The 26,992-nt window shown below is 68.3% G+C and carries 26 protein-coding genes; 7 read left to right on the top strand and 19 right to left on the bottom strand.

Annotated features, from left to right (window positions below; all coding sequences use genetic code 11):
* Window positions 1-984, bottom strand: a 984-nt coding sequence (locus M0R80_21960) for a fructose-1,6-bisphosphatase (GenBank protein ID MCK9462299.1), incomplete at its 3' end; no start/stop codon positions are given.
* A 170-nt stretch (window positions 985-1,154) separates the two neighbouring features.
* Here M0R80_21960 and M0R80_21965 point away from each other — a divergent pair.
* Window positions 1,155-2,768, top strand: a complete 1,614-nt coding sequence (locus M0R80_21965; protein ID MCK9462300.1) for a hypothetical protein — start codon at window positions 1,155-1,157, stop codon at window positions 2,766-2,768.
* Window positions 2,765-4,129 carry a hypothetical protein gene (locus tag M0R80_21970; GenBank protein MCK9462301.1) on the top strand — a complete coding sequence of 455 codons (1,365 nt, stop codon included), beginning with the start codon at window positions 2,765-2,767 and terminating at the stop codon, window positions 4,127-4,129. The genes M0R80_21965 and M0R80_21970 overlap by 4 nt, the downstream gene beginning before the upstream one ends.
* A 9-nt stretch (window positions 4,130-4,138) precedes the next feature.
* Here M0R80_21970 and M0R80_21975 read toward each other — a convergent pair whose 3' ends face one another.
* Window positions 4,139-4,954, bottom strand: a complete 816-nt coding sequence (locus M0R80_21975) for a hypothetical protein (GenBank protein MCK9462302.1) — start codon at window positions 4,952-4,954, stop codon at window positions 4,139-4,141.
* Between the two features lie 58 nt (window positions 4,955-5,012).
* Between M0R80_21975 and M0R80_21980 the strand changes: the two genes are divergently transcribed.
* On the top strand, window positions 5,013-6,845 hold the full coding sequence (locus tag M0R80_21980) for a hypothetical protein (GenBank protein ID MCK9462303.1): 1,833 nt from the start codon (window positions 5,013-5,015) through the stop codon (window positions 6,843-6,845).
* Window positions 6,846-6,848: 3 nt separating this feature from the next.
* On the opposite strand, the gene M0R80_21985 is transcribed toward M0R80_21980, so the two are convergent.
* Together M0R80_21985 and M0R80_21990 are read right to left on the bottom strand one after the other, a co-directional pair.
* Window positions 6,849-7,481, bottom strand: a complete 633-nt coding sequence (locus M0R80_21985) for a tyrosine-protein phosphatase (protein MCK9462304.1) — start codon at window positions 7,479-7,481, stop codon at window positions 6,849-6,851.
* The gene (locus M0R80_21990; protein ID MCK9462305.1) at window positions 7,478-9,112 is read right to left on the bottom strand and encodes an IgGFc-binding protein; all 1,635 of its coding nucleotides are present in this window, start codon (window positions 9,110-9,112) and stop codon (window positions 7,478-7,480) included. Before M0R80_21990 ends, M0R80_21985 begins: the two co-directional genes overlap by 4 nt.
* A gap of 217 nt (window positions 9,113-9,329) precedes the next feature.
* Between M0R80_21990 and M0R80_21995 the strand changes: the two genes are divergently transcribed.
* Window positions 9,330-10,256 (top strand): exopolyphosphatase, encoded by a 927-nt coding sequence (locus M0R80_21995; protein MCK9462306.1) that lies wholly within the window; start codon window positions 9,330-9,332, stop codon window positions 10,254-10,256.
* 21 nt (window positions 10,257-10,277) lie between these two features.
* Window positions 10,278-11,459: a hypothetical protein gene (locus tag M0R80_22000; GenBank protein ID MCK9462307.1), complete on the top strand. Its 1,182-nt coding sequence runs from the start codon at window positions 10,278-10,280 to the stop codon at window positions 11,457-11,459.
* Here M0R80_22000 and M0R80_22005 read toward each other — a convergent pair.
* Entirely contained in the window at window positions 11,456-12,055 is a 600-nt protein-coding gene (locus M0R80_22005) for a DUF2914 domain-containing protein (GenBank protein MCK9462308.1), read from the bottom strand. The two genes, M0R80_22000 and M0R80_22005, sit on opposite strands and share 4 nt — an antisense overlap.
* Window positions 12,056-12,174: 119 nt before the next feature.
* On the opposite strand from M0R80_22005, the gene M0R80_22010 reads away from it, so the two are divergent.
* Window positions 12,175-13,764 (top strand): benzoate-CoA ligase family protein, encoded by a 1,590-nt coding sequence (locus M0R80_22010; protein MCK9462309.1) that lies wholly within the window; start codon window positions 12,175-12,177, stop codon window positions 13,762-13,764.
* Window positions 13,765-13,791: 27 nt separating this feature from the next.
* Here M0R80_22010 and M0R80_22015 read toward each other — a convergent pair whose 3' ends face one another.
* The 14 genes from M0R80_22015 to M0R80_22080 all read right to left on the bottom strand — a co-directional run bounded on the left by M0R80_22015 (window position 13,792) and on the right by M0R80_22080 (window position 25,886).
* The gene (locus M0R80_22015) at window positions 13,792-14,793 is read right to left on the bottom strand and encodes an Rpn family recombination-promoting nuclease/putative transposase (GenBank protein ID MCK9462310.1); all 1,002 of its coding nucleotides are present in this window, start codon (window positions 14,791-14,793) and stop codon (window positions 13,792-13,794) included.
* A gap of 155 nt (window positions 14,794-14,948) precedes the next feature.
* Window positions 14,949-16,145 carry a thiolase family protein gene (locus M0R80_22020; GenBank protein MCK9462311.1) on the bottom strand — a complete coding sequence of 399 codons (1,197 nt, stop codon included), beginning with the start codon at window positions 16,143-16,145 and terminating at the stop codon, window positions 14,949-14,951.
* A 91-nt stretch (window positions 16,146-16,236) separates the two neighbouring features.
* On the bottom strand, window positions 16,237-16,695 hold the full coding sequence (locus tag M0R80_22025; GenBank protein MCK9462312.1) for a DUF86 domain-containing protein: 459 nt from the start codon (window positions 16,693-16,695) through the stop codon (window positions 16,237-16,239).
* Window positions 16,692-17,123, bottom strand: a complete 432-nt coding sequence (locus M0R80_22030) for a nucleotidyltransferase domain-containing protein (GenBank protein MCK9462313.1) — start codon at window positions 17,121-17,123, stop codon at window positions 16,692-16,694. The genes M0R80_22025 and M0R80_22030 overlap by 4 nt, the downstream gene beginning before the upstream one ends.
* A gap of 79 nt (window positions 17,124-17,202) precedes the next feature.
* Complete coding sequence (locus tag M0R80_22035; GenBank protein MCK9462314.1) at window positions 17,203-18,345, bottom strand: hypothetical protein; 1,143 nt, start codon at window positions 18,343-18,345, stop codon at window positions 17,203-17,205.
* 18 nt (window positions 18,346-18,363) lie between these two features.
* Complete coding sequence (locus M0R80_22040) at window positions 18,364-19,113, bottom strand: SDR family oxidoreductase (GenBank protein MCK9462315.1); 750 nt, start codon at window positions 19,111-19,113, stop codon at window positions 18,364-18,366.
* The gene (locus M0R80_22045) at window positions 19,110-19,613 is read right to left on the bottom strand and encodes an acyl-CoA thioesterase (protein ID MCK9462316.1); all 504 of its coding nucleotides are present in this window, start codon (window positions 19,611-19,613) and stop codon (window positions 19,110-19,112) included. Before M0R80_22045 ends, M0R80_22040 begins: the two co-directional genes overlap by 4 nt.
* On the bottom strand, window positions 19,610-20,803 hold the full coding sequence (locus tag M0R80_22050) for a thiolase family protein (GenBank protein ID MCK9462317.1): 1,194 nt from the start codon (window positions 20,801-20,803) through the stop codon (window positions 19,610-19,612). Before M0R80_22050 ends, M0R80_22045 begins: the two co-directional genes overlap by 4 nt.
* A 13-nt stretch (window positions 20,804-20,816) precedes the next feature.
* Window positions 20,817-21,581 carry an enoyl-CoA hydratase-related protein gene (locus tag M0R80_22055; GenBank protein ID MCK9462318.1) on the bottom strand — a complete coding sequence of 255 codons (765 nt, stop codon included), beginning with the start codon at window positions 21,579-21,581 and terminating at the stop codon, window positions 20,817-20,819.
* A gap of 32 nt (window positions 21,582-21,613) precedes the next feature.
* Window positions 21,614-22,723, bottom strand: a complete 1,110-nt coding sequence (gene had, locus M0R80_22060; protein ID MCK9462319.1) for a 6-hydroxycyclohex-1-ene-1-carbonyl-CoA dehydrogenase — start codon at window positions 22,721-22,723, stop codon at window positions 21,614-21,616.
* A gap of 107 nt (window positions 22,724-22,830) precedes the next feature.
* Entirely contained in the window at window positions 22,831-23,205 is a 375-nt protein-coding gene (locus M0R80_22065) for a DUF5615 family PIN-like protein (GenBank protein MCK9462320.1), read from the bottom strand.
* Window position 23,206: 1 nt separating this feature from the next.
* Window positions 23,207-23,437, bottom strand: a complete 231-nt coding sequence (locus M0R80_22070; protein ID MCK9462321.1) for a DUF433 domain-containing protein — start codon at window positions 23,435-23,437, stop codon at window positions 23,207-23,209.
* Between the two features lie 286 nt (window positions 23,438-23,723).
* Window positions 23,724-24,857, bottom strand: a complete 1,134-nt coding sequence (gene oah / locus M0R80_22075; protein ID MCK9462322.1) for a 6-oxocyclohex-1-ene-1-carbonyl-CoA hydratase — start codon at window positions 24,855-24,857, stop codon at window positions 23,724-23,726.
* A gap of 63 nt (window positions 24,858-24,920) precedes the next feature.
* Window positions 24,921-25,886 (bottom strand): ketopantoate reductase family protein, encoded by a 966-nt coding sequence (locus tag M0R80_22080; protein ID MCK9462323.1) that lies wholly within the window; start codon window positions 25,884-25,886, stop codon window positions 24,921-24,923.
* A 146-nt stretch (window positions 25,887-26,032) separates the two neighbouring features.
* On the opposite strand from M0R80_22080, the gene M0R80_22085 reads away from it, so the two are divergent.
* On the top strand, window positions 26,033-26,992 hold a 960-nt coding region (locus tag M0R80_22085), incomplete at its 3' end, for a CoA transferase (GenBank protein MCK9462324.1).

Consider the following 26,992-nt stretch of genomic DNA (forward strand, 5'->3'; position numbering starts at 1 on the left):
GGGCTCGATCTCGCGCCGCGGGCCTATCACGAGCGGCACCGTCTGCTGCATCTCGGTCGGCCGGATGTCGAGGATCCGCTCGCGGCCCGTCGTCGCGAGCCCGCCGGCCTGCTCGATGATCATCGCGAGCGGCCCGCACTCGAACAGGAGCCGCAGCTTGTCCTCGCCGGTCGCCTGGTTCGTCGGGTACATGAAGACGCCGCCGTAGAGGAGGTTGCGGTGGAAGTCCGCGACGAGCGAGCCGATGTACCGCGAGCTCGTCTTCTCGTAGCGCGGCTCCGCGCCGCCGGTCAGCAGCGTCGCGAACCGCTGGCTCGGCTCGTCCCAGTACGGTGTCTTGGCGCGGTTGGCGGAGAAGCACCTCACCTTGTCCGGGATCAGGATGTTCTCGTGCGAGAGGATGTACTCGCCGATCTCGGGATCGAGCGTGAAGCCGTGGACGCCGTGCCCGGTCGTGAGCACGAGCATCGTGCTCGAGCCGTAGAGGACGTAGCCCGCCGCGGCCTGCTTGTACGGGGGCTGCAGGAAGTCCTCGTGCCGCGCGGTCGAGTAGCCGCTGATGCACCGATAGACCGAGAAGATCGTCCCGAGCGAGCCGTTCGCCTCCGCGATCGAGCGCCCGTCGATCGGGGTGAAGAAGACGATGTACTGATCCGCCGCGCGCGGCTTCTCCGGGAGCCTGACGACGCCGTTCTCCTCGCTGCTCACGAGCCCGGCGACCGACGGCATCCAGACGAGCGCGGACTTCATGACGTCGTTCGCGACGAGGTGGATCTGCGACGGCACCGCGGGGCGCTCGCCGGCCATGGCGATCGACCGGTCGAGCAGCGCGGCGCGCTTCACGTTGGCGACGACCACCTTGCTCGCGAGGCCGATGCGGCGCACCAGGTCCGAGAAGATGCCTCGAGAGTGGGGGTGGAGCCGCTGCTCCTTGCCGATGGTGCTCTCGAGCGTGCGGACTTTCGACCACGGTACTGCGGCCATGTGCGCTCCACCTGGTGCCGGCGGCCGAGTGCGGCCGCATCGACTTCTGATATGTGCGAATTCGCGGAGTTAGTCAAACCCCGACTGGGTGCGCGGCGACGCGGTTTGTGAGAAGATGAGCTTCGCGCGTTCCGGAGGGAAGAAGAGCGATGAGAGAGGATGGGAAGATCATGGGAAGGGATGTGTTCCTGCGCGGGCTCGCCCTCGCCGCGGTGCTGCTTTTCGGGGTCGCGTGCGACGAGAGCGGCGGCGGCGCCCTCGACGCGGGTGAGGACGCGGGCGAGGACGGGGTGCTCGATCTCGGCGAGGTCCTCGATCTCGAGCCCGGGGACGACGGCGCGTTCTCGTTCGACGTGACGCCCGAGGGCGGAGACGAGAGATACGTGCTGCAGCTCGTCTCGCTCTCGCGCGCGCCGGAGACCGACTACGGGTACGAGGTGACGCTGGACGGCGAGGCGCTCGGCGCGCCTACGGAGGTGGGCCCCGTCGAGGGTGACGTGTTGCCGCCGCCCATGCACGCGCCGCCGCGCCTCCTCGAGGCCGCGATCCGCGCGGTTTCGGACGGCGCCGGGCGGGCGCTGCCCTCGAAGGCGGATCCGCCCGCCGTGGGCGACACGGTCCAGTTCGAGATCGCGGACACCGCGAGCAGCACCGCGACGATCGACGCCGAGGTGATGGGTGTCAGCGACGAGCTCGTGATCGCGTTCGACCGCACCACGGACCCGGATCTGGCGATCGACTCGACGATCCTCGACGAGCTGGTCGCGAACTTCGAGGGGATCGTCCTGCCGCGGGAGCGCGCCTACTTCGGCGAGGAGTCGGACGTCAACGAGGACGGCCACGTCACGGTGCTGTTCAGCCCGCTCGTCTTCACGGCCACCGGCGGCGTCACCGCCTACGTCGCGCCGTGTGATCTCCTCGCGGACGGCACGCCCGGCTGCCCGGCCACGAACGAGCAGGAGATGATCTACGTGTCCCCGCCCGAGCTCCTCGAGTCGTACATGGCGACCGCCACGGCGATGACCGAGGTGATGGCGCACGAGTTCCAGCACGCGATCTACTTCTACAGGAAGTTCATGCTCAACGACGCGCTCACGGCGGACGAGAGCATGTACGTGACCGAGGGGATGTCCGCCATGGCCCAGGATCTGACGGGGTTCCAGGCGGGCAACAAGTACGTCGCCGGCATGGCGATCGAGGCGGTGAACGACTTCTCGCTCGCGGACGTCCTCGCGTACCCGTACGGCTACGACGATATGCACGACGGCACGTACAGGGGCGCGGCGTACCTGATCCTGCGGTACGCCTTCGACAGGCTCGGGGGCGACTCGATCACGGAGGCCGGCGAGATCGTGGACGAGGGCGGCCTCCCGTTCCTCGAGGCGATGGGGAACGATCCGCTCTACGGCTACGAGGCGCTGGAGGCGGCCGCGGGCATGGACGCGGACGCGCTGTTCGAGGACTTCTACACCGCGATGCTCCTCGACGACCGCACGAGCGGCGGCGCGGCGCTGACCGAGGATCCGCGTTGGCTGTTCGCCGATCCGTGGGACGATCCGGTGACCGGCCAGACCCACGGCGCGACGATGTGCTTCGATCTCGCCGGCGGGACGTGGCTCGTCCGGGGCGTATGGATCCAGCAGGGCGGCGCGGACGCGACGATCCGGTCCGGCGGGGCGGAGTACGTGTTGATCGAGGCGGGCGCGGCGGGCGCGCCGATCTCTATTGGCGCCGCGGCGGAAGACGGGGCGGGGCTCGCGGCGCGGCTGGTGAGGATCAGGTGACGGGAAAGGACGGGAGGATCATGGGAAAGAACGGGATCTTGATTGGGCTGATCGCGGCCGTGGCGCTGACCCATGGGATCGCCTGCGACGACGACGGCGGCGGCTCGGGCGACGCGGACACGGACACGGACACGGACACGGACTCGGACTCGGATACGGACACCGATACCGATACGGACACCGATCTCGAGTGCACGGACGAGGACATGTACTGGATCTGGGATCTGTCGGACATGCCGCCTGCGGACACCCAGGTCTGCGCGCACGTCCGAGGCGAGGGCGAGAACGTCCACGTGCTCGTGGCCGACGACGCGTGGGGCGCGACCGTCGATCAGGAGGCGGTCGACGGGCTGATCGCGGCGTGGGACGAGGCGACGCCGTCGGATCCCGCGAGGGGCATCTTCGAGATCGTGACCGGGGCGTTCGGCGAGCCGCCGGACGCGTTCGACGACGACCCCAAGATCTGGCTCTTCCTGTACGAGATGGAAGGGTACATGGGGAACAGCTTCGACGGCTACTTCAAGGTCGACGACCAGCTGAACGGCGCGACGTCGAACCACCACGAGATGCTCCACATCAACTCGCTCACCAACGCGCCGGACGGGAACTACTCGCTGTCGGTCCAGGCGCACGAGCTCCAGCACCTGATCCACTACGGGCAGGACACGAACGAGACCGCGTTCGTGAACGAGTCGATGAGCGAGCTCGCCATGGTGCTCACCGGCTTCGGCGCGGACGAGTCGTGGGTCTCGAGCTGGCTCAACGACCCGTCGGATCCGCTCATGGCCGACGGGCCGGATTCCTACAACTACGGCGTGTTCCTTCTGTTCGGCGACTACGTGTACGAGCGGCTCGGCGGCGACTTCGTCGCGTCGCTCGTCGCGGACCCGGAGAACGGCGTCGCCTCGCTCGAGGCCCTGCTCGGTGACCTCGACACGCCGACGACGTTCGCGGCGCTGCTTGGCGATCTCGCGCTCGCGATCGCGGTGAACGACCCGGAGCTCGGAGGCGGCGAGTTCGGGTTCGAGCTCATCGACATCGACGCGCCGGACGCCACGGCGTTCTCGACGACGGTCACGGCGGACGTCGCGGTGCCGGCGGACGGCGGGTTCGCGTTCTTCTCCTCGACCGAGGAGGCCAGTGATCGCGCCGTGCGCTTCGTGACAGCGGCCCCCGACGATCTCGAGGTGCGCATCGCGTTCGCCGGCACGGCCGGGAGCGCGCTCGTCGACGCGGCCTTGACAGGCGGGACGACGGACGTCTCGCTCGGCACGTGGCCCGCGGGCGCCGAGCTCGTGGTGACCGCGACGAACGCCACCGGCGCCGACGTCGATCTCCAGGTCTCGCTGCTGTATCTCTGATCTCGGGGGCTACCGCTTCTTCTTGTTCTTCCTGCCCTTGGGCTCGTCGGTGCGGCGGACGAACAGCTCGTAGCTCTCCACCGAGCCGGCTAAGAGCGTCTCGTGGAACACGAACTCGAACGTCCGGCTGGCGTCGGCCCCCTCCTTTATCCCGTCGATCTTCTGGCTCCGCCCGATCTCGGACCTGGAGCCGTCGAACGCCCGCAGCTGCAGCTCGCCCTCGAACGCCGTGTCGAAGATGAGGTACTGGGTGACGCGGATCGGCGGGCCCGCGTCCTCCTGCATCTGGCCGAGGCGGAGCCTGAGCGGCTCCTGCTCCTTGCCCTTGTGCAGCTCCACCGGCCCGACCGCGTCGCCGGTCAGGACGACCGCCTTGGGCGGGATCAGCTCCATGTTGTAGTGGCGGATCCCGCGCAGGGACAGGTTGCGGCTGAAGTAGACCGACACCTCCTGGACGGAGCCCGCGGGCTGGTTGAGGCACGGCGAGACCGCGCGCCCCTGCTCGACGTTGTCGGCGTCGTACGCGTGGAGCATCACCCGCTGCTTGACGAGCTGCGAGAGCGCGAGCACGAGCCGGATCTCGTTCCCTTCGTCGCCGGTGCTCCCCTCGGTGGCCCGGTTCACGGTGACGCCGGCCGCCTCGGCCTCCTTCGCGACGAACACGGTGACCGGCGGGTGGACGACCTCCTCGACCCCCGTGTCGAGCTCGCGGATCAGCTCGTTGACCTTCTCGGCCTTCCTCGGCTCCGCGGGCTCCTCCCGGCAGCCCGACGGCGGGACCGCCGCGAGCGCCAACGCCGCGCCGATGGTGACGAGTCGCATCATTTCATGGGCCTTCTTTTTCGCCAGTATACACCGAGTCGGGAAAGGATAGGATCCGGCCATGAACAAGAGCTCAACGCGGCGCGCTCTCGCCTCCGCGGGCGCGATCCTCGAGCGGATCCACCCGGGACACCTCGGGCTCGCGGCGGGGGCGGGCGTCCTCGTCGGCTTCTGGCTCGCGGACAGCGGCGTGCGGTTTCTGCCGACCGCGGTCGGCGCCGTGCTCGTGACAGTCCTCGCGGGCTTCCTCGCGGTGATCCTCTCCCGCGTCCTGCAGGGCACCGCGCTCGAGGACACGGCCGAGCGCCGGCGGGTCCGCAAGCGCGTCCTCGCGGTCGGCGCGATCGCCGTCGCCGCGGCGACGCTCCGGCTCGTCGTCTTCTGGATGGAGTCGCCGTCGCCGCTCACGCAGCTGTCCGAGGACGACTTCGACGCCGCGTTCGAGATCGACACGGCGCGGTACCGCGAGCTGGAAGGGGGCATGGAGCGCGCCGTCGCGTTCCTCGAGGCCCCGCGCGCGATGTTCGACGCGGCCGTCCCCGGCGTCCTGACCGCGGAGGAGGAGCGCCAACTCCTCGCGACCTGGCGCGCCCTCTACGAGACCGGGTTCGCGCTCGATCAGCTCCGCGTCTTCTACGAGGACTGGTTCCGGTTCGATCCGTCGCGCGCCGAGCGGAGCCGCCACCTGCGAGGCTTCCTCCTGGCGTACGCCGCGGAGCTGTCCCTCTACGAGAAGGCCACGCGGGCGACGCTCCGCATCCGGAGGAACGAGAACGCCGTGAAGTTCCTCAACGCGCCCCACCCCGGCGAAGGGCTCGGCGCCGACACCTTCAGCTTCTTCCGGCAGGAGCTGCAGGGCACCCGGGACAAGGCCCGCATCGAGGCGGGCGCGAAGTACCTCGCGTTCCTCGAGCGCGCCTTCCGCGGGCGGGCCGAGGCGCGCGGTCTCGGCCTGGGGTGGCTCTGGGACGTGATCGAGGGGCGCCTCGCCGCGTTGCGCGCGACCGCCCCCTTGCGCAAGACCGCCCTGGGCGTCGAGTCCGACCTGGAGCTGATCAAGCGTCCGGCCCGCCGCAACTGGTACCCGACGCAGAAGAAGGCGGCCGAGCTGATGGGCGACACCAAGGTCCGGCGGATCGGGCGCTACCTCATCTCGCGCGAGCAGCAGGAGCGGGTGGATCAGCGGCTGGAGCCCGGCGACATCCTCCTCGCGCGCAAGAACTGGTACCTGAGCAACGTCGGGCTGCCCGGGTTCTGGCCCCACGCCATCCTGTACCTCGGAGATCCGCAGAAGCTCGCCGCGTTCGGAGGCGCGCCGGAGGTGGTCGACTACGTGGAGCGGATCTCCGGGAAGCGCCAGCCGCTGACGAGCTACCTCGCCGCCGCACACCCGCGCGATTGGGCGGCGTACTCCCGGGGCAGCGGGCGGGATCCCTTCCGCGTCATCGAGGCGGTGAGCGAGGGCGTGGTGTTCAACACGATGGACCACGTGGCCGGCGACTACCTCGTGGCGCTGCGGCCGCGGCTCGGCGCGGCCGAGAAGGCGCGCGCGATCGTCGAGGCGTTCGGGCACCTGGGGAAGCCGTACGACTTCGAGTTCGACTTCGCGACCGACCACGCCCTCGTGTGCACCGAGCTCGTGTGGCGCAGCTATAGGCCCGACGCCGGGATGAGGGGCCTGCGCGTGGCGCTCGTCGAGATGATGGGCCGCGAGACGCTCCCGGCGAACGAGATCGCAAGGTTGTACGCAAAGGAGCGCGGGCGGCCGGACGCGCAGCTCGAGTTCGTCCTCTTCCTGGACGCGCGCGAGGCGGAGGGGCGGGCCGTGGTCTCGGACGAGGCGGCGTTCGCCGCGACGCCGGACCGGACGAAGTGGGACGTCGCCCAGAGGTGAGCCCTACTCCGGAAGCCCGGCCTTCCGCTTGACGGCGGCGACGTCGAGCGCGGCGACGAACGCGGGCAGGTTCTCCCAGATCGCGTGGAAGCCGAAGCCGCCGCGGGTCATCTCGGCGACCGCGTCCTCCTTGCTCCACCCCTGGATCGCGACGCGGTAGATCGCCGTCATGGCGCCCGTGCGATCCGCGCCGTGGCTGCAGTGCACGAACACCGGCGCGCGCTTCCTATCCGAGAAGATCGAGAGGAACGCCTCGACGTCCTCCGCCTCGAGCTCCCACGGCTCGGCCGGGATCTCGACGAGCGCGATCCGCGTGCCCGCGACGAGCGCCGCGTCCGAGCCGCCGAGCCGCAGGTTGACGTCGGTCCGCACCCCGAGGCGCTCGAGCGCGACGAACCCCTCGCGCGTGGGCTGGGCGCCGCGGAAGAGATCGTCGGAGACCTTGTAGAAGTTCTTGAGCGGCGGATGGGCGAGCGGCTGCGCCCAGGAAAGCGGCCGGCCGGCGATCTGGCGGACGTCTCCCGTGAACGGGCCGGTGGAGTGCTTGTACGACAGCACGGTGTACACGAGCGCGCCGCCTATCAGGGCGCCGACGAGGACGAGGAGGACGGGGCGGAGCTCTGCGGTCAACCTCACTCGATCACCGGGTTCGGGTTGATGGAGCGCACGCCCACCCCGCCGAGGTAGCCGTACGACTGGCAGTAGTCGGTGCCGACGACCGAGAGCCCGACCGGCGCCGACGCCTCGAGCGTGTGCGCGCCGTCCAGGCAGCCTGTCGTGTTTTCCGGGTTGTCGATGACGACGTAGCCGACCTCCCACCCGGTGCTGCCGACCGGAAAGAAGCTGTCCGGCGGCAGCTCGCCGAGGCAGTCCAGCTCTACCGTGACCCCGGCCTCGCGGACGACGATGATTTGGTCGTACGCGAAGTCGAACACGTTGTCCGTGCTGAACACGTACCGGTCGAGGAACTGCCCGGCCGGCGGCGACTGGAGCATGTACGGGTCGCCTTCCTGCGCGGCGGAGCAGGTCACGTACAGGGCGCCGGTCATCACCTCGTACGCGAAGAACGGCGCCGGGTCCGAGGACGAGCCGAAGACTCCGGTCGCGAGGTGGTTTTCCGACGTCATGAACTCCAGCACGTCGCCCTGCGCGGCGAACGTGTACGACGAGCCGGCGGGCGCGGGCGCCGGCGGATTGAACGTCACGGTCATGTTGTCCGTGCCGGCGATGATGCGCCAGAGCGCCGGGTCCTGTGCGGCCGAGCAGCCCAGCCGCGGCAGCGGCCGCGCGAGCACCGTGCTCGTGCCCCACGCCTCGAGCGGGAGGATCTGCTCCTCGATGTGGTCGCAGCAGCAGTAGTCGACGGTCGGCGCCACGGCGCACGAGTTGCCGCCGAACACCGCGACCGTCTTGTTCGCCTGCACCACCGTGCCGGTGAGGTCGCCGCCCACGGCGTCCGAGCGGATGGTGAGCACGTCGCCGGCGTCGAGCGAGAACGCCGCCGACTCGCTCCCGGCCGCGAGCGGGCCGATGCCGTTGTACGCCTCGACCGCGACCTTCGGGATGAAGGTCACCGCGGTGCCGTCCTCGGTCGCGACCACCGTGACCTGCGACAGGATGGTCATGTCGGTGCCGGGCGTGACCGTGGGCCACGACGCCGCGAGGTAGGTCCCGGTCAGGCTCGTGACCGGCACCAGGAGCGAGGCGTCGGTGGAGAAGATCTCCGCGCCGTAGGGGTTCCACTGGTAGGCGAGCACCGGCACGTCCGAGGTCAGGCGGAACGCCTTGTCGACGCCGATCCCCTGGATGTTCACCTCGGCCGGGCCGACGAGGCAGCCGGCCGCGCAGGCGACGTCGATCACCTCGAGCGCCAGCGGCGCCAGGGTGGTCGAGAAGATGACGGCGCCGTTCCCGGACTCCAGCGACACCGACGCGCTCTGGTCCTGGTGGGGGTTCGAAACCACGACCGCGTAGTCGAGCGGATCGGCGGACTGCGAGAAGCCGGAGCTGTCGTCCCAGTTGTCCATGTCCACGGTCCAGAACTCGCACCCCACCGAGGTCAGCGCCTCGGCCGCGTCCGCGCACGTCGGCGGGATCGACGGCCCGTCGTATCCCGTGTCGGAGTCCGAGTCGGAGTCCGAGTCGGTGTCCGTGTCGGCGTCCGAGTCACCGTCGCCGCCGCCGGTCGAGCGCTTGTCGCTGGAGCAGCAGGCCGCGCCGAAGGCGACGAGCGCGAAAACCCCTGTACCCACGAGCCGCGTACGCATGGCAGTACCCCCTTGTTGGGGTGGATTCTACCAGCTTTCGCGGCGCGATGTGCGCGTTCGACGGCGCGGCGGGAAGCAAGTGGGACGAAGGCAGAGTGGGACTACTGAGACTTAGGGGACAGGTGGGGCTGTCGAAGGTGCCGCCTGCACGAGGAGCGCCGGGTCTGGTGGCGGGACCGCAAAGTGCGGTAAGGTGCTCGGGAGAAAGGAGCCAACCATGCAACTCATCACAAGGTCCGATTTCGACGGCCTCGTCTGCGCGGTGCTGCTCGTGGAGGCCGGCGTGGTGGACAAGTTCAAGTTCGTGCACCCCAAGGACGTCCAGGACGGGCTGGTCGAGGTAACGGAAGACGACATCCTGGCCAACGTGCCGTACGTCAAGGGCTGCGGGCTCTGGTTCGACCACCACTCGAGCGAGGACGAGCGCCTCCTCCTCGAGGAGGACTTCCGGATGAAGGGGGACAGCCGCCCGGCGCCGAGCTGCGCCCGCGTGGTCTACGAATACTACGGCGGGGCCGAGCGCTTCTCGAAGCTCGACGCGAGCGGGCTCATGACCGCGGTGGACAAGTCCGACTCCGGAGACCTCGAGCTCGAGGACATCCGCGATCCCAAGGGCTGGATCCTCCTGGCCTTCGTCATGGATCCGCGCACCGGGCTCGGCCGCTTCCGCGACTACCGCGTCAGCAACTACCAGCTGATGGAGGACATGATCGGCTACTGCCGCACGATGTCGGCCGAGCAGATCCTCGAGCTGCCGGACGTCAAGGAGCGCGTCGAGCGGTACGGCGCGCAGCAGAAGGCGTTCGAGGAGGCGCTGCGCTCGCACAGCCGCACCGACGGGAACGTCGTGGTCACCGACTTCCGCGATCTCGAGGAGATCCCGAGCGGCAACCGCTTCACCGTCTACGCGCTCTATCCGGAGCAGAACATCTCCGTGCTCGCCCTGTGGGGCAAGGACAAGCAGAACACCGTCTTCACGATGGGCCACTCCATCACGAACCGCGGCTCGATGACCGACGTCGGCTCGCTGATGCTCAAGTATCGAGGCGGCGGCCACCAGAAGGTCGGCACCTGCCAGGTCAAGAACGACGACGCCGAGCGCGTGCTCGCCGAGCTCGTCACGAAGGCCAAGGCCGCGGGCTGAGGCCGGGAACGGGGGCACCCATTGAGAAACGCGTTTTCAGCAATCGCCGTCGGCCTCTGCGCGGCGCTCGCCGTGGGTTGCGGCGGCGCGGAGCAGGAGGTCGTCAAGAAGAAGCCCGCGCACGTGAAGGTGGACGAGCCGTTCTTCCGCGTCCAGGCCATCGGCCCGCTCGACGGGGCGGTCGAGAGCGCCCGCCTGCCGTTCCTGCTCGGCGCGGACGGGAAGATCCTCGACACGCCGTGCTTCGAGCGCGCGACCGGCCCGGGCTCGTGGGAGACGGAGCGCCCGCAGGTGCTCGAGAAGCTCGGGCAGAACGACGCGGCGATCTCGAAGACGATCCTCGGGTGGGTCGAGGCGGAGATCCTGTCGTTCGGGCCGCTCGGCGCGCTCAAGGGCAAGCTGCAGGCGACGTACGGGCGCCCGACGGTGATCCACGCGGCGAACGAGAAGATCCGGCTCGCGGCGGATCAGGCGTGCATCGACGAGGAGACGCGCTTCCTCCCGGACGGCGCGAAGGCGGTGACGACTCTGTTCGGGGCCAAGGTGCTCGCGCTCCACGGCAAGGACGCGCTGTCGAAGCAAGAGCTCAAGGCGCTGCGCAAGGCGGCCGCGCGGGCGAAGGTCGGCTTCCGGCCGTCACGCGGCTTCCTGCGGGCGCTCGACCCGGAGACCGGGGCGTTCGCCGTGGACGAGGCGAAGCGGCCGCTCTTCGTCGGGCCGGACGGGAAGCCCGTGACCGAGGATCGGCTCCCGCCCGAGGAGGAGCTGCCGGTCAACGGGTTCGAGCTCGTGATGTACGCGCCGCTCTGGTTCGCGTGGGGCGATCTGCCCAAGGAGCTGTGGCAGAAGGAGAACGATCCCGCGATCTGCGCGCTGAACGTCGTCGACTACGACGCGACCCCCCGCGTGCCGACGTGCGACAAGATGCGCGAGGCGGGCTTCGGCGTCGAGCCCGCGGACGCGGAGGGCGAGGTCGTGCTCAAGGTCGCCTCGGACGGGGTCGTCGCGACGAAGACGGCGAAGTACGGGCAGGAGACGATGATCCAGGCCGGGCGCCGCGTCGTCGTGTGGCTCACGGCCACGCCGATCGAGGAGGGCGCCGATCTCAAGGTGGACAGCCTCGTGCTCGACCCCAAGGAGAAGGCCGGGGGCGAGCTCGGAGCGTTCGGCAAGCCCGCGCCCTCGAAGAAGAAGAAGCGTTAATCGGTCACGTCGAACGTCGCGCGGCCGAGCTCGACGCCGCCCGCGTCGCGGACGATCGCGGCCCAGCGGCCGGGCTTCTTGAAGCCCGAGTGGTACGCCCACGTCCGCCACTTCGGCTGCTCCCCCACGGCCAGCGTCACCGCGCCGCGCTCCGTGCCCGAGCCCTCGAGGAGCCAGGCGACGCTCAGCTCGGAGCCGAGCTTCTCGGGGTTGTTCACCTCCATGATCGCGTACAGCTTGTTGCCGCCGGCGAGGCTGAACGACGTGTCCGGCTCCACCGGCTGCCGCTTCTCCACGCCGCGCGCGATCACGAGCGAGGCGAGCGAGACGCCCTCGCGCTCGAGGAGCTTAACCTCGGGGGCGGCCTCGGGCGCGGACGGATCGATCGGCACGGCGGCGACCGGATCGACGGCCGCCGGGTCGGGGGCCGCGGCGGGCTCGGGCGCGGGTGCCGCGGGCTCCGGCGCTGGAGCGGGCTCGGCGTCGGCGCGCACCGCCGGCTTCGCGTCGTTCGGCAGAGGCTCGGCCCCGCCGGACGAGCAGCCGGCGCACAGGAAGATAGCGGCCAGGATCGCGGAAACGTATGTCGTCTTCATGGTGTTGCCCTCCCTCGTCGACCTTCGACCGTGAAACGCGCCCCCCCGTCGCCGTCATTCCGGGAAACACGGAAAGCGCCGCGTTGACCGGGCGAAAATCAGGCTCTATATAAACCGGCATGAAAACCGACGAAGACGAAATCGAAACGTTCAACGCGGCGGACTACTTCATCGACAGGAACATCCGGCAGGGTCGGGGCCACAAGACGGCGCTCTACTTCAAGGACCGGAAGTACACCTACAACGACCTCCAGAAGATGGTGAACAAGACGGCGAACGCGCTCGTCGAGCTCGGCCTGCGCATCGAGGATCGCGTCGTGCTCCTCATGCTCGACACGCCCGAGTTCTACGCCTGCTTCTGGGGCGCGATCCGCATCGGCGCCGTGCCCGTGCCGGTGAACACGATGCTCACGCCGGACGACTACCACTACTTCCTCAACGACAGCCGCGCGCGGGCGCTCATGGTGAGCGAGAGCCTCGTGCCGACGATCTACAAGGTCACGGGCGACCTGCCGTACCTGCGCGACCTCATCGTGCTCGAGGAGGGCGTGGGCGCCCACCTGCCGTTCAAGCAGAAGTACAGGCAGGCGCCGAGCACCTGCAAGTCCGCGCCGACCTCGCGCGACGACGTCGCGTTCTGGCTCTACTCCTCGGGCTCGACCGGGTTCCCGAAGGGCGCGATCCACTCCCAGCACGACATGATCGACTGCGCCGAGGGGTTCGCAAAGGGCGTGATCGGCCTGAACGAGGACGACATCACCCTGTCCGCCGCGCGCCTCTTCTTCGCGTACGGCCTCGGCAACTCGAACTTCTTCCCGCTGTCGGTCGGCGGCTCCGCGGTGCTCTACCCGGATCGCCCGACGCCGGAGCTCATCTTCGGCCTCCTCTGCAAGCACAAGCCCACGGTCTTCTTCGGCGTGCCGACCCTCTACGCGGCCATGCTCGACTACGCCGCCAAGAACGATCAGCTGCACGGGACCGAGCCGGATCCCAACGGGGCGCACGCGCTCTCCTCGGTGCGCCTGTGCGTCTCCGCGGGCGAGGCGCTGCCGCCGGACGTCTACACGCGCTGGAAGGAGCGCTACGGCGTGGAGATCATCGACGGCATCGGCTCGACCGAGATGCTCCACATCTTCCTCTCCAACCGGCCCGGGAAGGTGAAGCCGGGCAGCACGGGCACCCCGGTGCCGGGGTACGAGTGCAAGCTGCTCAACGACGACGGCACGGAGACGCCCACGGGCGAGATCGGCACGCTGCACGTCAAGGGGAACAGCGCGGCGCAGTTCTACTGGCGCAAGCGCGAGAAGACCCGCAAGACGATGGTCGGCGAGTGGATCAACACCGGCGACAAGTTCATGAAGGACGCGGAGGGCTTCTACTGGTGTCACGGCCGCGGCGACGACATGCTCAAGGTCGGCGGCATCTGGGTGTCGCCGGTCGAGGTCGAGCGCGCGATCACGGGCCACGACGCGGTGCTCGAGTGCGCGGTGGTCGGCCACCCGGACAAGGACAATCTCGTCAAGCCCAAGGCGTTCGTCGTGCTCAAGGACAAGGCGGGGGCCTCGGAGGCGCTCGCCGACGAGCTCAAGGCGTTCGTGCGGGACAGGCTCGCCAAGTACAAGTACCCGCGCTGGATCGAGTTCGTGGACGACATCCCGAAGACGTCCACCGGCAAGTTCATGCGGTTCAAGCTGCGGGGGCAGGGGTAAGCGGCCGGCTTCGCGCCTCGGGAACGACTACTCTCCCAAGACGGCGTCGAGGCTCGGTGCGTCGAGCACGAGGTCGGAGTAGGCGAGGAGCTGTTCGGGGGTAGCTGCGGCTAACCGCTCGCGGGCCGTCGCGTCAAGCGGTCCGAAGCGCCTCTCGAGCAGGCGGAGCAGAACCGCAGACTGGCCTTCCGCCCGGCCTTCCGCCCGGCCTTCCGCCCGGCCTTCCGCCCGGCCCTTTTCCTCTCCGATGGCTCGCCCTTGTGCCTCGCCGCGCTCGCGCCACTCGCGTTCCCATCTTTCGAGATGTGTCTCGAGCATTGTCCTCGTCTCCATCAGCGTGGGCGCCGCATGCTCGGAGCTCAGTTTCGGTTGCAGCACCCGTGCCAGCATCGTCTCGAACGCGCGTCGCAGTTCCGATTGCTCCGGCGTACCGAGCCAGGCGACGAGCGCGTTCACGACCTCGAGTATAGCACCCGGCGCGCGATCGTGCTCCAGTCGGAACAGCGCCCCTGCGAGGTTGCGCAACGACGGATCCCCCGAATCGCTGAGCAATCGTTCCTCGAGCAGCAGGTAAGAGATACGTGGGCGCCAGCGTTCGAGCCCGAACGGTGCTTCACAAACGAGCTCGCCGACATCGGTCGCGGCGGTCCACGCCTCGTCGCCTGCGTGCAGTACGATCGGCACGACCGGGGGCAACATCCTTCCATCGACAAGCTCCTTGCGCCGGATGAGGTCCTGATACAGAAGCCCGACATAGGTCATGACTCGCGCGGCCATGAAGCGGTCCACCGCGCTTTGGAACTCGAGCAGGACGTAAACGTACAGCCACTGGTCGCGGAAGCGGACGCGCCAGATCATATCGTCCTCGCGCTCGCGAAGGTCGTCGGAGACGAAACTACCCACCTGGCGTTCAAGTGTGTCGAGGTCGAGCTCCTTGACCCACTCTTCGCGCACGAACCCGGTGAGAAGATCACGCACCATGACGGGGTGCGAAAAGAGTCGTTTGTAACCGCGGTCGCGTTCGCCCATGTGCACCTCCGGCAGAGTCAACCAGCAAGAGGTGAGCCAAGTGCCGCCGCGCGGGATGGCAGAGGATGAAAGAGGGAAGAGTGGCGGAACCGGTGGCGGGCGGCGGGCGTCGCCGGCGGCAGCGCCTGATGTGCCGAACGGCTGGCGTCGGAGGATCAGTCCTCCCGCCTGATGACCATCGCGGTGGTCACGCCGCCGCCGCCGCAGATCGACGCCACGCCGAGCTCCTTGCCCCGCTGCTTGAGCGCGTTGTAGAGCGTGACGATGATCCGCGCTCCGGAGATGCCCGTCGGGTGGCCGAGGGCGATGGCGCCGCCGTTCACGTTGAGCTTCGCGAGATCGAGGCCGAGCGTCTTCACGTTCACGAGCGCCTGCACGGCGAACGCCTCGTTGACCTCGTAGAGATCCATGTCCTTCACCGTCATGCCGGCCTTCTCGAGGGCTTTTGGGATGGAGACGCCCGGCCCCTCGCCCATGTAGCGGCCGTCCACCGCCGCCTGGGCGTACGACACGAGGCTGAACAGCGGCTTCGCGCCCTGCGCCTTGGCCCGCTCGCGGGTCGTGAGCACGAGCGCGCACGCTCCGTCGGACATGCCGCACGCGTTGCCCGCCGTCACGCGCCCGCCTTCCTTCTTGAACGCCGGCGGCAGCTTCGCGAGCTTCTCGAGCGTCGTGTCCTTGCGCGGCGTCTCGTCCTTGTCGAAGACGACCTCGGGGCGCTTGCCCTTGGCCGGGATCACGACGGGTACCGTCTCGTCCTTGAAGCGCCCCTCCTCGATCGCGGCGACCGCCTTCTGGTGACTGGCCAGCGCGAACTCGTCCATCTCCTGGCGCGACACGTCGTGCTTCTCGAGCAGGTTCTCCGCGGTGTTGCCCATGCCGTAGCCGCAGGTCGGGTCGATGGAGTCCGACCAGCCGTCCTCGAGCTTGCGGTCGCCCATCTTGAACCCCTCGAAGCGGCAGTTCTTGAGCAGGAACGGGATCGTCGACATGGAGTCCATGCCGCCGGTCATGTAGACCTCGCCGCGGCCGGCCTGGATCCCCTCGGCCGCGAACATGATCGACTTCATCCCGGACGGGCACGCCATGTTGAGCGTGATCGCCGGGACCTCGACCGGGAGGCCCGCGAAGATCATCGCCGAGCGCGCCGAGTTCGGGCCGTTGCCCGCCTGGCGGCACGAGCCGTAGATCACCTCGGCGATGTCGCTGCCCTGGAAGCCCGAGCGCTCGAGCGCCGCCTTGATCGCGGCAGCGCCGATGTTGTAGACCGGCACGTCCTTGAGCGTGCCGCCGAAAGAGCCCATGGGCGTGCGCACCGCGCTGACCGCCACGATATCGCTGAGTTTCGTCATGTTCCGCTCCTCGCTGGTTGATCGAACGAGAGGGCAATATAGAACGGAACGGGGCGGGATTCCAAGGGGAGTTGGAAGAGGGTGACGCTACCTACTCGCAGCGCGCGACGAGCTCGGGGTGCGTTCTGAGCCATGCGACCATCGCATCGAGGACGCGCTCCACCTCGACGATTCGGCCCGTCGCGATGGCGAAGATCTCCGACGCGCACACCTCGTCGTAGAAGTGGACCATCCGGTTGCGGTAGCCGGCCATGTCCCGCAGAAGAGCCGCCTCTTCGGCGCTCAGGACGCCGCACTCGGCGAGCCGGGTGGCGATCTCCTTGTACTCGACGACCGGCCTGCCGAAGCCTTTGGCCAGGACATGACGACCGAGGTCGAGGACCGCCTCGAGAGCGCGTCTCAAGTAGGACTCCGCGGCGGCGACCGTGGCGGGAGTGGCCAAGAAGACGGCTTCGTCGTTCAGCGGGAGGGCGCGCAGCCCGGCGAACATGTCGCGGACCCACGCCACCCTCGCGGCGATCACGTCGCCGCGGATGAGGCTCGGGGTCATCTCCCTCCCTCGTCGATCACCGCCGAGACGCGGGACCGCTGGAACGGCAGAAGGTCGCCGGCGCGGCGCAGCGCAAAGAGCTCGAACTCTGCGGTCTCGCGCGGAGAGACATCGACCAACAGCTCGCCCGATACGACGTCGGCGGCCAGGAACGATGATGCCTCGCCCAAGACGACGAGGTCGACCCTCTCTACGCCGAGCAGGTCCTCGATGCCAGCGGTGAGCCGCACGCGTTCGCGCTCGTCGAGAGACCCGTCTCTAGGCATGAGCAAGCCGATGTCGACGTCCGAAGACCCCCGTTCGGGTCGTTCCTCACCGCCCCGCGCGCGAGCGGCGATCTCCATGGCCCTGCTTCCGAAGACGTACAGGGCGATCGCGCCGTATTCCCGGCACAGACGTTCGAGACTGTGGGCGAGCGGAGTCCCCATGCGCGAATCATACGCCAGGGGTTCGGGATCGGACAAGGCGAGGTTCTACGCCACGGGCTGGCCGACCGTACGCGCCGTCTCACTCAATCGACGACGGGAAGTAGAGATCCACCTCCTCGTCGCTGTGGGCGACGTCGGTCGAGGGGAGCGGATCGGCGGTCGCGAGCTTGTCGAGGAACGCCGCGAGGCGGGTCCGGTCGTCCGCCGAGAGCTCGAGGTAGGTCGCGATGTCGTCCGCGCTCGCCCAGGCGACCGGGATCTCCTCGGCCGCGCAGGGCGCGTCGTCCGCCTCGACGATCTGCCCCACGTTGTCCACGCAGGCGGTGAGCGGCGTCGCCTGGTCGTTGTCAACGAAGCTCGCCCAGTAGTGTCCCGGGAACTCCTCGCCGCTGTCGCGATCGATGCCGCCCACGCCCGCGGCGACGAGGTAGACCTCGGGGTTGTCCATCCCCGCCGAAAGGAGCTTTGCGGCGAAGCGGTGCGTGGCGAACTTCACCAGCAGGATCACCCGGTTGTAGAACGTCGTGGCCGCCGCGAAGTTGAAGGCGAGGACTCTCGGCGAGGTGCCGTCCAAGCCCACGTAGACTTGGTAGACATCCGTCTGCTCGCTCTCCGGCGTCTCGGGCGCGTGGTGGCGGAAGGCGCTGGCCAGCGTCGCCTGGTAGCCGGGCGCGACCGAGTAGGCCACGTAGCGCGTGTTGACGCCGGAGCCATCGGCGTCGAGCGCCCCCTTGCAGGTGAAGAGGTCGTAGGTGTCGAGGACGAACCGGTCGGGCTCCGCGCCCCCACCCGCCGCGGACTGGAACGAGCCGGCGTCGATCGCGCCCTTGGTGAGCCCGCACCGCGACTTGAGCCCGCCGACCGTCGCCTCGGCGTGGTGGATGAACCCGATCAGGGCATCGTTGGTGAACTTCGTGGAGTTCATCCCGTCGTTCTCCTCCACGTCGATTCCCGGCGGGCAGTAGTCGAAGTTCGGCCACTCGTGGCACTCGTAGCGGAAGAAGTCGCCGAGCATGTCGTAGCTCGCGGCCGTCTCCGGGCCGTCGGCGTAGACCGTGTACCCGTCGACCCCGGCGTCGGCGCCCTCCGCGACGAGCGGCAGCGACTCGAGGGAGGCCTCGGTGAAGTGGAGGGGCGTGTCCTCCGAGGGATCGTCCGCGCCGCAACCGGAGAGCGCCAGCGGGAACAGGGATGCAACTAGGGCGACGAGCGAGATCTTCATGGAGAACCTCCTTGGTGGTCACGCCACCAGCTGGCCGCCGTCGACGTTGAGCACCTGGCCGGTGACGTGGCGCGAGGCTTCGGAGCAGAAGAACGCCACGACGTTCGCGATCTCCTCGGGCTGGCCGAGCCGGCCCATCAGGATCTCGGAGATCGACTTCTTCTTCGCCTCCTCGTCCATCTTCGCGACCATCTCGGTCTCGATGAGGCCGGGCGCCACCGCGTTCACGTTGATGTTCTTGTTGCCGAGCTCGCGCGCGAGCGTCTTTGTGAACGCGATGATGCCGCCCTTCGACGCCGCGTAGTTCGACTGGCCGAACTTCCCGCGGATGCCGTTGATCGAGGTCACGTTGACGATCTTGCCGTACGCCTGCTCGCGGAAGATGGGCACCGCGGCCCGCGCGTAGTTGAAGTATCCTTTGAGGTTCACCTCGATGACCTTGTCCCACTGCTCCTCGGTCATCTTCCAGATCACGCCGTCCCAGTTGATCCCCGCGTTGCACACGAGGATGTGCAGGCCGCCGAACGCCTCCACGGCCGTCTTCACCATCGCGTCGGCGTCCTGGAAGCTCGCGACGTCCGCCTTCACCGCGAGCCCCTTGACGCCCATCCCCTCCATCTCGGCGACGACCGCCTTCGCCTCGTCGTCGTGTTTGCGGTAGTTGATGGCGACGTTCGCGCCGAGGCTCGCGAGCTTCCTCGCGATCGCCGTTCCGATGCCCAGGCTGCCGCCGGTCACGATGGCGCCCTTGCCCTTGAGATCGATCATGTTCGCTCCTTTCGCCGCGCGCGGCGGCTCAGCATCTGCTCGTGGATGCGACGCGCGTCGTCCCACTCCCGCCTCGCCTCGTCCGTCGACGGTTCGAGCTGCGGGATCGGGAGCGGCCTGCCGTCCTTGTCGACCGCCACCATGAACAGCGTGCCCGTGCAGCACTGGCGGCGATCCCAGATCTTCTTGTCGATGGCGAACACCCGGACGTGCGCGGCGCACGCGTGCGACGACGTGTACACGATCCGGGCCTGCACCTCGGCGATCTCGCCCTGCTTGACCGGCTCCGAGAACTCGAGCGCGTCGAGCGACGCCGTGACGAAGTGCTCGTGCGCGAAGCGCGACGCGGCGAGCCCGGCCGCGCGGTCCATGAGCGCCAGGATCCTGCCGCCGAACGCCGTGCCGTACGGGTTGGTGTCCCCCGGGAAGATCTCCTCGAGCACAGAGATCGGCTCCGAAACGGCCGGCGCCGCGCGGCCCTTCGCGGGTCGCCCCTTCAATCGGAGACCTTGACGACGACGGCGCCGCCCGTGTCGCCCGCCGCGCAGCCCGTGAACATGGCGTACCCGCCGCCGCGGACCGCGAGCTCCTCGACGAGCTCGATCACCGAGCGCAGCGCGGTCGGCCCCTGCGGGTGCCCCCAGATGTAGGAGCAGCCGAAGTTGTTGATCTCCTTCTGCGGAAACCCGAACTTCTTCGCGACGAGCACGTCGTTGACCACGAAGGGGTTGTGGGTCTTCAGTGCCTTCAGGTCCTTGACCTGGATCCCGGCGTCGGCGAGCGCGCGCTCGGCCGCCGGCACCATCGCCGCGCCCATGAACCCCTTCTTCACGCGGGAAGTGCCCACGCCGACGAGCTGCACGACGATCTTGGAATCGCGCGCGTACTCCGCGGCGCGCTCCTTCGTCGTCAGGATCATGCCGCTGTTGCCGTCGGCCGGGTGGGTCTGCGTGCCCGGGGTCACCGTCCCGCCTTCGAGCACCGGCTTCATGCCGGCGAACATCTCGGCGGACGCGGTCGTGATCCCCTCGTCGAGGGCGATCGTCTTGGCCCGCTTGCCCTTGCCGACCTCGACCGGGATCATGAAGCGCCGCAGGAACGCGGCGTCGTCCTTGAGCGCGTCCGCGTACTGCTCGCAGCGGCGGAGCGCGGCCTCTTCCTGCTCGGCGCGGGAGAGGTCGTACTCCTTGGCGACGTTCTCGGCGGTCTGGATCATGGAGTTCTTGGCCCAGGGATCATGGCCGAAGTTGTCCCAGACCCAGTCCTCGTGATCGCCGGTCGCGCCGGGCTTGTCCTGCCGCGGGTAATACAGGTGCGGGCCGTTGGAGCAGCGATCCGTCGCCACGACCAGCGTCGCGCCCGAGAAACCGGTCGCGAGGTCCTCCGCGGCCATGCGCATGCACATGATGCCCGTGATGCACGCCTGCCCGACGACCGGGCCGGTGGCGTGCGGGGCGCCTATCATCCCGGCGAGCCAAGGCCCGCCGTAGAAGCACGACGGCTGCGCGATCGTCTCGCCGAGGTAGATGTTGTCGATCTTTTCGGCAGAGAGCTTGCGCAGCTCGAAGAACCTGCGCCCGGTCGCGGCCGCGAGCTCGATCGCGTGCAGGTTCGCGAAGCTGCCCTGCCAGCGCGCGTAGGGGCTGCTCCAGTAGGCGCCGTACGGGATGTAGATGTTCTTGTAAGCCATGATCCGCCTCCGTTCACCGGCTCTCCCACTTCGGGGGGCGCTTCTCGAGGAACGCCGCGATGCCCTCGTTGGCGTCGTGCGTCTCCATCAAAACCTTCACATAGGCGTGCTCCATCCGGTCGAGCGTCGCCGGCAGGTCGCGGTGCCACGCCTCGCGCACGGCCCGATTGGCGTGCCGGAGCGACTCCGCGCTCTTGGGCAGGAAGTGCTTGGCGAGCGCCTCGGTGACGAGCGCGTTGCCGTCGTCGGCGACGGCGTGGACGAGGCCCCACGCGAGCGCCGTCTGGGCGTCGATCGACCGTCCAGTGAGCACGAGGTCGTCGGCGCGCGACTGGCCGATGATGCCCGGCAGGATCGCCGCGGCCACGGGCGGGAGCACGCCGAGCACGATCTCGGGCTGGCCGAACTTGGCGGACGGCTCGGCGACGACGAAGTTGCAGAACGACGCGAGCTCCATGCCGCCGCCGAGGCACTGGCCGCGCACGAGCGCGAACGTCGGCACCGCGCACGCGAGCAGCTTCTTGAACATCCCGTGGAAGCCGCGGATCATCTCCGGCGCCTTCTCCTTCACGTGCTCGGGCACGCTCGCGCCGAAGCAGAAGTGCTTGCCCTCGCCCTCGAACACGATCGCCTTGAGCCCCTTGTCGGCCGTCTCCGCGTCGAGGCAGGCGACGATCTCGCCCATCATCTGCGCGTCGAGCACGTTCCCGGGCGGGGCCGAGAGCACGATGCGGAGCACCTGACCGTCGTTCTCGCGCCGGACCTTGATCTTCTCCATGATGGCGTCTCCCTTCGGTTTGATTCGGGCCTCTAGAAGTCCGGCGTGAGGACGACGCGCTTCTCGAGCTTGCCGGCGTGGCCCTCGTCGAAGGTCGCCTCGATGCTGCTCATCGGGCGCGTCTCGGTGAACGGAGCGATCTGGATCTTCCCGTTCAGCACCATCTCGAGCACCTTCGGGTAGTACTTCGGCAGGCAGCCCCAGGTGCCGATCATCTCCGCGTCGAACGCCATGAGCCGCGAGACCATGTACTCGTTCACGGTGGTGCCGTAGCCGACCACGACGAGCTTGCCCACGAACGACAGGAGGTTGAGCGCGAGCTCCTGCCCGCCCTTTGCGCCTGTCACCTCGAAGATCTTGATGCCGAAGTTGTGCGGCACGCCCGCCTTCTTGCAGGCCTCGGTCACCTCGCCGCGCACGTCCTTGACGCTCTTGTCCCTCGAGTTGATGACGTGGTCGGCGCCGTACCCAAGCATCGCCTCGAGCTTCGGGGCGTTGATGTCGACGCCGATGACGAGCTTGGCGCCGAACGCCTTGGCCGTCTGCACCATGTAGCTCCCCACGCCGCCGGCCGCGCCGATGACGACGACCGTGTCGCCGCTCTTCACGTCGCCGCGCACCGCCGCCTGGTAGGGCGTCGTGACCGCGTCGGCGACGATGGCGAGCCGCTCGAGCGGCAGGTCGCCGCGGCCCTTCACCTCGCACAGGTCGGCGGACGGCACCGGGATGTGGCTCGCGAAGCCGCCGTAGATCCCGAGCGAGTTGCCGGGCATCTTCTGCGCGAGGCAGCGGTTGCCGCGGCCCGAGGCGCAGATCGGGCAGTCGTTGCACGGCATGACCGCCGGCACGATCACCTCCTTGCCGATCCAGGCGGCGTCGCCGGCGACCACGCGCCCCGAGATCTCGTGGCCGAGTGTGAGCGGCGGCTTGTTGACCGTGGGCACGCCGTCGAAGAAGTAGCCGAGATCCGTGTGGCACACGCCGCAGCCGGCGACCTCGACGAGCGCCTCGCCGGCCTGGAGCGCCGGCACGTCGATCGCCGCCTTCTGGAGCCTGCCGGGCTTCTTCTCGCCGGTCTCCTTGTTCTTCGACCACGGCTCGACCATCTGCCAGCACTGGATCTTGCTCGGTACGTTCGCCATTGCAGCTCTCCCGGTTTGAACGGCGCCCGTTCCCGGGCACCGGAGGTCCCTCGTCGGTGCAATCTATCGCAAACGAGCCCGCGATGACAAACGGGTTCGGCACGGCTTCAGTTTGTGGGTAGGGAAGCTGAAGGCAGGGGGCGGATGCGAATTCGCTCACGGGTCACGACGGCGAATCGCCCCGCCCAGTCGGATCGGCCGGTTAGGACGCGGAGCATGTGCGAGACGGCCTCGTCTCGAGGCTTTCCCTCGAGGCGGAAGAGAACGACGCCGCTCGAGGCAGGAAGACGATACCGGAAGGCGAGCTCGCCGAAGTCTTTGTCCTGCGTGACGATCACTCGTTGCTCGGCCCCGGCAAAGGCCAGCAGCTTTCGGTCCGGTGCTCCGCGGAGCGACTCCTTGGCCGACACGACGTCGTTGCCGCCATCTCGCAGCGCCGTGATCAGATCGCGAGGGATGTTCTCGTCTGCCAGGAAACGCATGTCAGGCGGGGATTGGGTAGATGCGTTCGCTTTTCAGAATGTCGCTCGCGTAAGCCAGACACGCCTGCACATCCGCGGCCGTCAGGTGGTCGTACTCTTCGATGACCTGCTCGAGGGTCCAGCCCTGAGCCAGCAGATCGACTACGAAATCGACCGCGATCCGCGTGCCCTTGATAACGGGCTTGCCGACGAGCACCTCCGAGTCGATCGCGATTCTGTCCTGCCAAGCCATGCGGCACCTCCCACATCGATAATAAGCTCTGGAGACGGAGGTCGCCAGTGGTCGGAGCCGTTTTCGGCGGGGGACGGAAAAGGACCGAAACGAGCCTGAATCCTCCAGCCCGCGGAGATCCTCCGCGGGTGCGTTCGTTCGGGTGCGTCCCGAGGCACGGCGTCGGAGCCTACGGCGCTGAACGCGACGGTGTCGAAAGGGTTCGCGGAACCCTCAACCGCTGTGGCGCTGCGATGCTTTGCTCCCTCTCCCGGCGGGAGAGGGCTGGGGTGAGGGTGAATGAGGCCTACTTCTGCGGCTTGCCCATGACCGCCGCGAACAGCTCGTCGTCGACGAGCGCGCCCTCGGCGAGCAGCTGGCGGTACTTGATGAAGTCGATCGTGTCCTTGCCGGTGATCTTCTTCGTGTTGAACGCGTTGAAGCCCAGGAACGCCTCGCTGCTCATGTTCGCCGCGAGCCAGTGGCGGTACGAGAGCTTCGCCTGGTCCCAGAAGAACTTCTTCTTTGCGCGGACGCAGTCGATCGACATCTGCAGGCAGTTCGGGAAGAGGTTCGTGAAGGTCCACACGATCTCGTCGACCGCCTTGTCGAGCGCCTCGAAGCTCGTCGTCGCGCCCTTGACGAGGTCGCGCGCCTTCTTCATCTCGTCGCCGGTCTTCATCTCGCCGTAGACTATCTCGCCGTCGTCGACATACCTGTCGGTGATCACCTGCGGGTTGCGCACGAGCCTGCCGTCCTGCTTGATGACCGGCACGACCTTGGAGATGAGGCCGAGGCGCTTCATCTTGTACGCGCTCCACATCTCGCAGGAGATGCAGTTCCACATCGCGTCCTCGATCGTGAGCATCCAGGGGAGGAAGTCCGTCGAGCCGCCGACCGGAGCCGAGCCGTGCCGCGGGCCGGCCTGGCCGAAGATCGCGAGGTCGGAGGCGACCGCGAGATCGCACGCCATGCCGATCTCCTGGCCGCCGGCGACGCGCATGCCGTTGACGCGGCAGATCACCGGCTTCTTGCAGTCGAGGATGCCGTCGACCATGCCGTTGAAGAGGTCCATGTACAGGCCGTACTCGGTCGGCCGCTGGGAGTAGTACTCGGCGTACTCCTTGGTGTTGCCGCCCGTGCAGAACGCCTTGTCGCCCACGGCGGTGAACACGACGGCGACCACGCGCCGGTCCATGCTCGCCTTGTGGAAGCCCGCGGTCACCCCCTTCACCATGCCCGTCGTGTACGAGTTGAACTGGGCCGGGTTGTTCAGCGTGATCCACGCCGTGAAGAGGCCGTCCGCCTTCTTGCCGCTCTTGGGATCCGCGATCGGCTTCAGCTCGTAGAGGACGCACGGCGCCTCCTTGCCGAAGAACTGGTCTCCCCACAGATCGTGGTCCTTGATTTCGCCTTCCCTGGGCAGCCAATCGAGCGTCATGCCGGCACCTCCTTTTTCGCGGATGTCTGGAAGGAAACTTCTATCTTGGCGGGCGGCGGCGCGTCAAGGCTTGGCGTTGCGGGCCTTCGCGACCTCGTCGACGCAGATCACGAGGTTCGCCACGGCGCGGTTGTACGGCACCGGGACGCCGTTCTGCTCGCCGATCTCGGCGATGCGGTGGTTGAGATAGGCGATCTCCGTCTGCCTCTTGTTGGCGACGTCGTCATACATGGATGGCATGTGGTGGCCGGCCTTGCGGAAGTACGCGAGCGTGTCGTCGTAGAACTTCCTGTCGAACGCGTAGCCGATGCTCGCCGCGACCGCGAGCTGCTCCTCGAGCATGCGCTCGAGCAGCGAGAGGCTCGCCTGCGACTCCATCGCCTCGGCCATGTCCTTGCCCGTGAGCGCGGAGATCGGCATGAGCGCCGCGTTGCGGATCGACTTGGCCCAGACGAAGCGCTGCACGTCGTCGGAGCACTCGGTGGTGAGCTGCGCTGCGGTCATGAGCGCCGCCACCTCCTTGGCCTTGGCCTCGGCTGCCTCGTTGCCGCGGGCGGCCGCGCCCACGAAGTTCGTGCCGTTGAAGAACGTCATGTGGATGCAGCCGAGCCCGGCCGCGTTGCCGGCGTAGTTGACCACGCCCCGCAGGGTGACCGCGGGCCCGCAGGCGGCGAGGATCGGCGCCTCGGTGTCGATCCCGTTCTGGAAGACGGCGACCGCGCCGCCGTCCGCGATGATCGACGGGAGGGCACCGGCGATGACGCGGTTGATGGGCGCCTTGACGCACACGAACACGATATCGAAGCGCGCGCCCGCTCTGGCCGCGGCCTCGATCGAGTCGAAGGTCCCCGCGACCGGCGTGCGGAACTCGGTGAAGCCCTCGATGTGGATGCCGTCGATCCGGATCTTCTCGACGAACGATTTCAGCACGTCGATAACGGTGACCTCGTTGCCGCCGCGGCCCATGTAGGCGGCGAGAATGCTCCCCACGGGCCCGGCGCCCACGACAGCGATCTTCGGGTTCTTCACGGCGCGTCCTCCTTGTTGGATTCAAGCCCAGCAAATACATGGAGTCGTCGCCCGGTCAACACCCGAAACGACCCGCTTTGTGTCCTTGTTCTCGTCCCGCCCGGTTGATAGACTTCGGCCTTCAAATCGCTCCAAGGAGGTCGTTCTTGAAACCTCAAGTCGTGCTCAGCATGGAGCAGGCGCTCACGATGACCTACGCGACGCTGCGCGGCGTGCACCTCGGGTGGCGCGTCATCAAGCTCGAGCCCACGCCGGTGCCCGGGCAGAAGTCCAGGGGCGATCCGAACCGCTACATCGGCCGTCCCGTGGCGGGCGAGGATCGGCACAGCTACTTCGTGGCGCCCAACCTCGGCAAGGAGGCGATCGCCGTCAACCTCAAGGAGCGGGAGGGGAGGGAGATCGTCCAGCAGCTCATCCGGGGGCTCGGCGTGGACATCTTCTGCACGAATACGATCCCGTTCCGCCACAAGCAACTCGGCATCGACTACGAGACGCTGCGGCAGGCGCGCGAGGACCTCATCTGGTGCAGCGTCTCGGCGATGGGCCTCGCCTACCCCGAGGTGCCGGGCTACGATCCCGTGCTCCAGGCGATGTGCGGCTACATGGACATCACGGGCGCCGCGGACGGGCCGCCCTTGCAGTGCGGGCCGCCGCTCATCGACCTGCGGGCCGGCGACGAGGCGTTCACGCAGATCGTGATCGCGCTCATGGAGCGCGCCGAGACCGGCAAGGGCAAGCAGATCGACGTCTCCATGGCGCAGGCGGCGGTCTCCTGGCTACAGACCTTCCTGCCGATGCTCGAGCTGGGCAGCCCGCCGTCCGAGATCAAGCGCTCGGGCAACGAGCACCGGCAGTTCATCCCGGTGAACGCGTACCGCACCTCCGACGGCCACATCTACGTCGCGATCGGCAGCGACCCGCAGTGGAGCCGCGTCACCAAGGAGCCGATGTTCGCGTCGCTCGCGGACGAGAGGTACTCGACGAACGAGGGGCGGCGCAGGAACAAGGTCGAGCTCCACGCGTCGATAGAGGCCATCACGAGCCGCCACACCGCGGCGGAGGTCGCACGCGTGCTCGGGGTCGCGTCGAACCCGAACGCGCCGATC

This window comes from Pseudomonadota bacterium (assembly GCA_023229365.1).
Taxonomy (GTDB): domain Bacteria; phylum Myxococcota_A; class Polyangia; order JAAYKL01; family JAAYKL01; genus JALNZK01.

Excerpts from the sequence above, each read along its gene's own strand:
- M0R80_21965 (MCK9462300.1), top strand. The coding sequence starts at position 1,155 with ATGGGAAGGGATGTGTTCCTGCGCGGGCTCGCCCTCGCCGCGGTGCTG.
- M0R80_21975 (MCK9462302.1), bottom strand. The coding sequence starts at position 4,954 with ATGATGCGACTCGTCACCATCGGCGCGGCGTTGGCGCTCGCGGCGGTC.
- M0R80_21980 (MCK9462303.1), top strand. The coding sequence starts at position 5,013 with ATGAACAAGAGCTCAACGCGGCGCGCTCTCGCCTCCGCGGGCGCGATC.
- M0R80_21990 (MCK9462305.1), bottom strand. The coding sequence starts at position 9,112 with ATGCGTACGCGGCTCGTGGGTACAGGGGTTTTCGCGCTCGTCGCCTTC.
- M0R80_21995 (MCK9462306.1), top strand. The coding sequence starts at position 9,330 with ATGCAACTCATCACAAGGTCCGATTTCGACGGCCTCGTCTGCGCGGTG.
- M0R80_22005 (MCK9462308.1), bottom strand. The coding sequence starts at position 12,055 with ATGAAGACGACATACGTTTCCGCGATCCTGGCCGCTATCTTCCTGTGC.
- M0R80_22010 (MCK9462309.1), top strand. The coding sequence starts at position 12,175 with ATGAAAACCGACGAAGACGAAATCGAAACGTTCAACGCGGCGGACTAC.
- M0R80_22015 (MCK9462310.1), bottom strand. The coding sequence starts at position 14,793 with ATGGGCGAACGCGACCGCGGTTACAAACGACTCTTTTCGCACCCCGTC.
- M0R80_22020 (MCK9462311.1), bottom strand. The coding sequence starts at position 16,145 with ATGACGAAACTCAGCGATATCGTGGCGGTCAGCGCGGTGCGCACGCCC.
- M0R80_22025 (MCK9462312.1), bottom strand. The coding sequence starts at position 16,695 with ATGACCCCGAGCCTCATCCGCGGCGACGTGATCGCCGCGAGGGTGGCG.
- M0R80_22030 (MCK9462313.1), bottom strand. The coding sequence starts at position 17,123 with ATGGGGACTCCGCTCGCCCACAGTCTCGAACGTCTGTGCCGGGAATAC.
- M0R80_22035 (MCK9462314.1), bottom strand. The coding sequence starts at position 18,345 with ATGAAGATCTCGCTCGTCGCCCTAGTTGCATCCCTGTTCCCGCTGGCG.
- M0R80_22040 (MCK9462315.1), bottom strand. The coding sequence starts at position 19,113 with ATGATCGATCTCAAGGGCAAGGGCGCCATCGTGACCGGCGGCAGCCTG.
- M0R80_22050 (MCK9462317.1), bottom strand. The coding sequence starts at position 20,803 with ATGGCTTACAAGAACATCTACATCCCGTACGGCGCCTACTGGAGCAGC.
- M0R80_22055 (MCK9462318.1), bottom strand. The coding sequence starts at position 21,581 with ATGGAGAAGATCAAGGTCCGGCGCGAGAACGACGGTCAGGTGCTCCGC.
- had (MCK9462319.1), bottom strand. The coding sequence starts at position 22,723 with ATGGCGAACGTACCGAGCAAGATCCAGTGCTGGCAGATGGTCGAGCCG.
- M0R80_22065 (MCK9462320.1), bottom strand. The coding sequence starts at position 23,205 with ATGCGTTTCCTGGCAGACGAGAACATCCCTCGCGATCTGATCACGGCG.
- M0R80_22070 (MCK9462321.1), bottom strand. The coding sequence starts at position 23,437 with ATGGCTTGGCAGGACAGAATCGCGATCGACTCGGAGGTGCTCGTCGGC.
- oah (MCK9462322.1), bottom strand. The coding sequence starts at position 24,857 with ATGACGCTCGATTGGCTGCCCAGGGAAGGCGAAATCAAGGACCACGAT.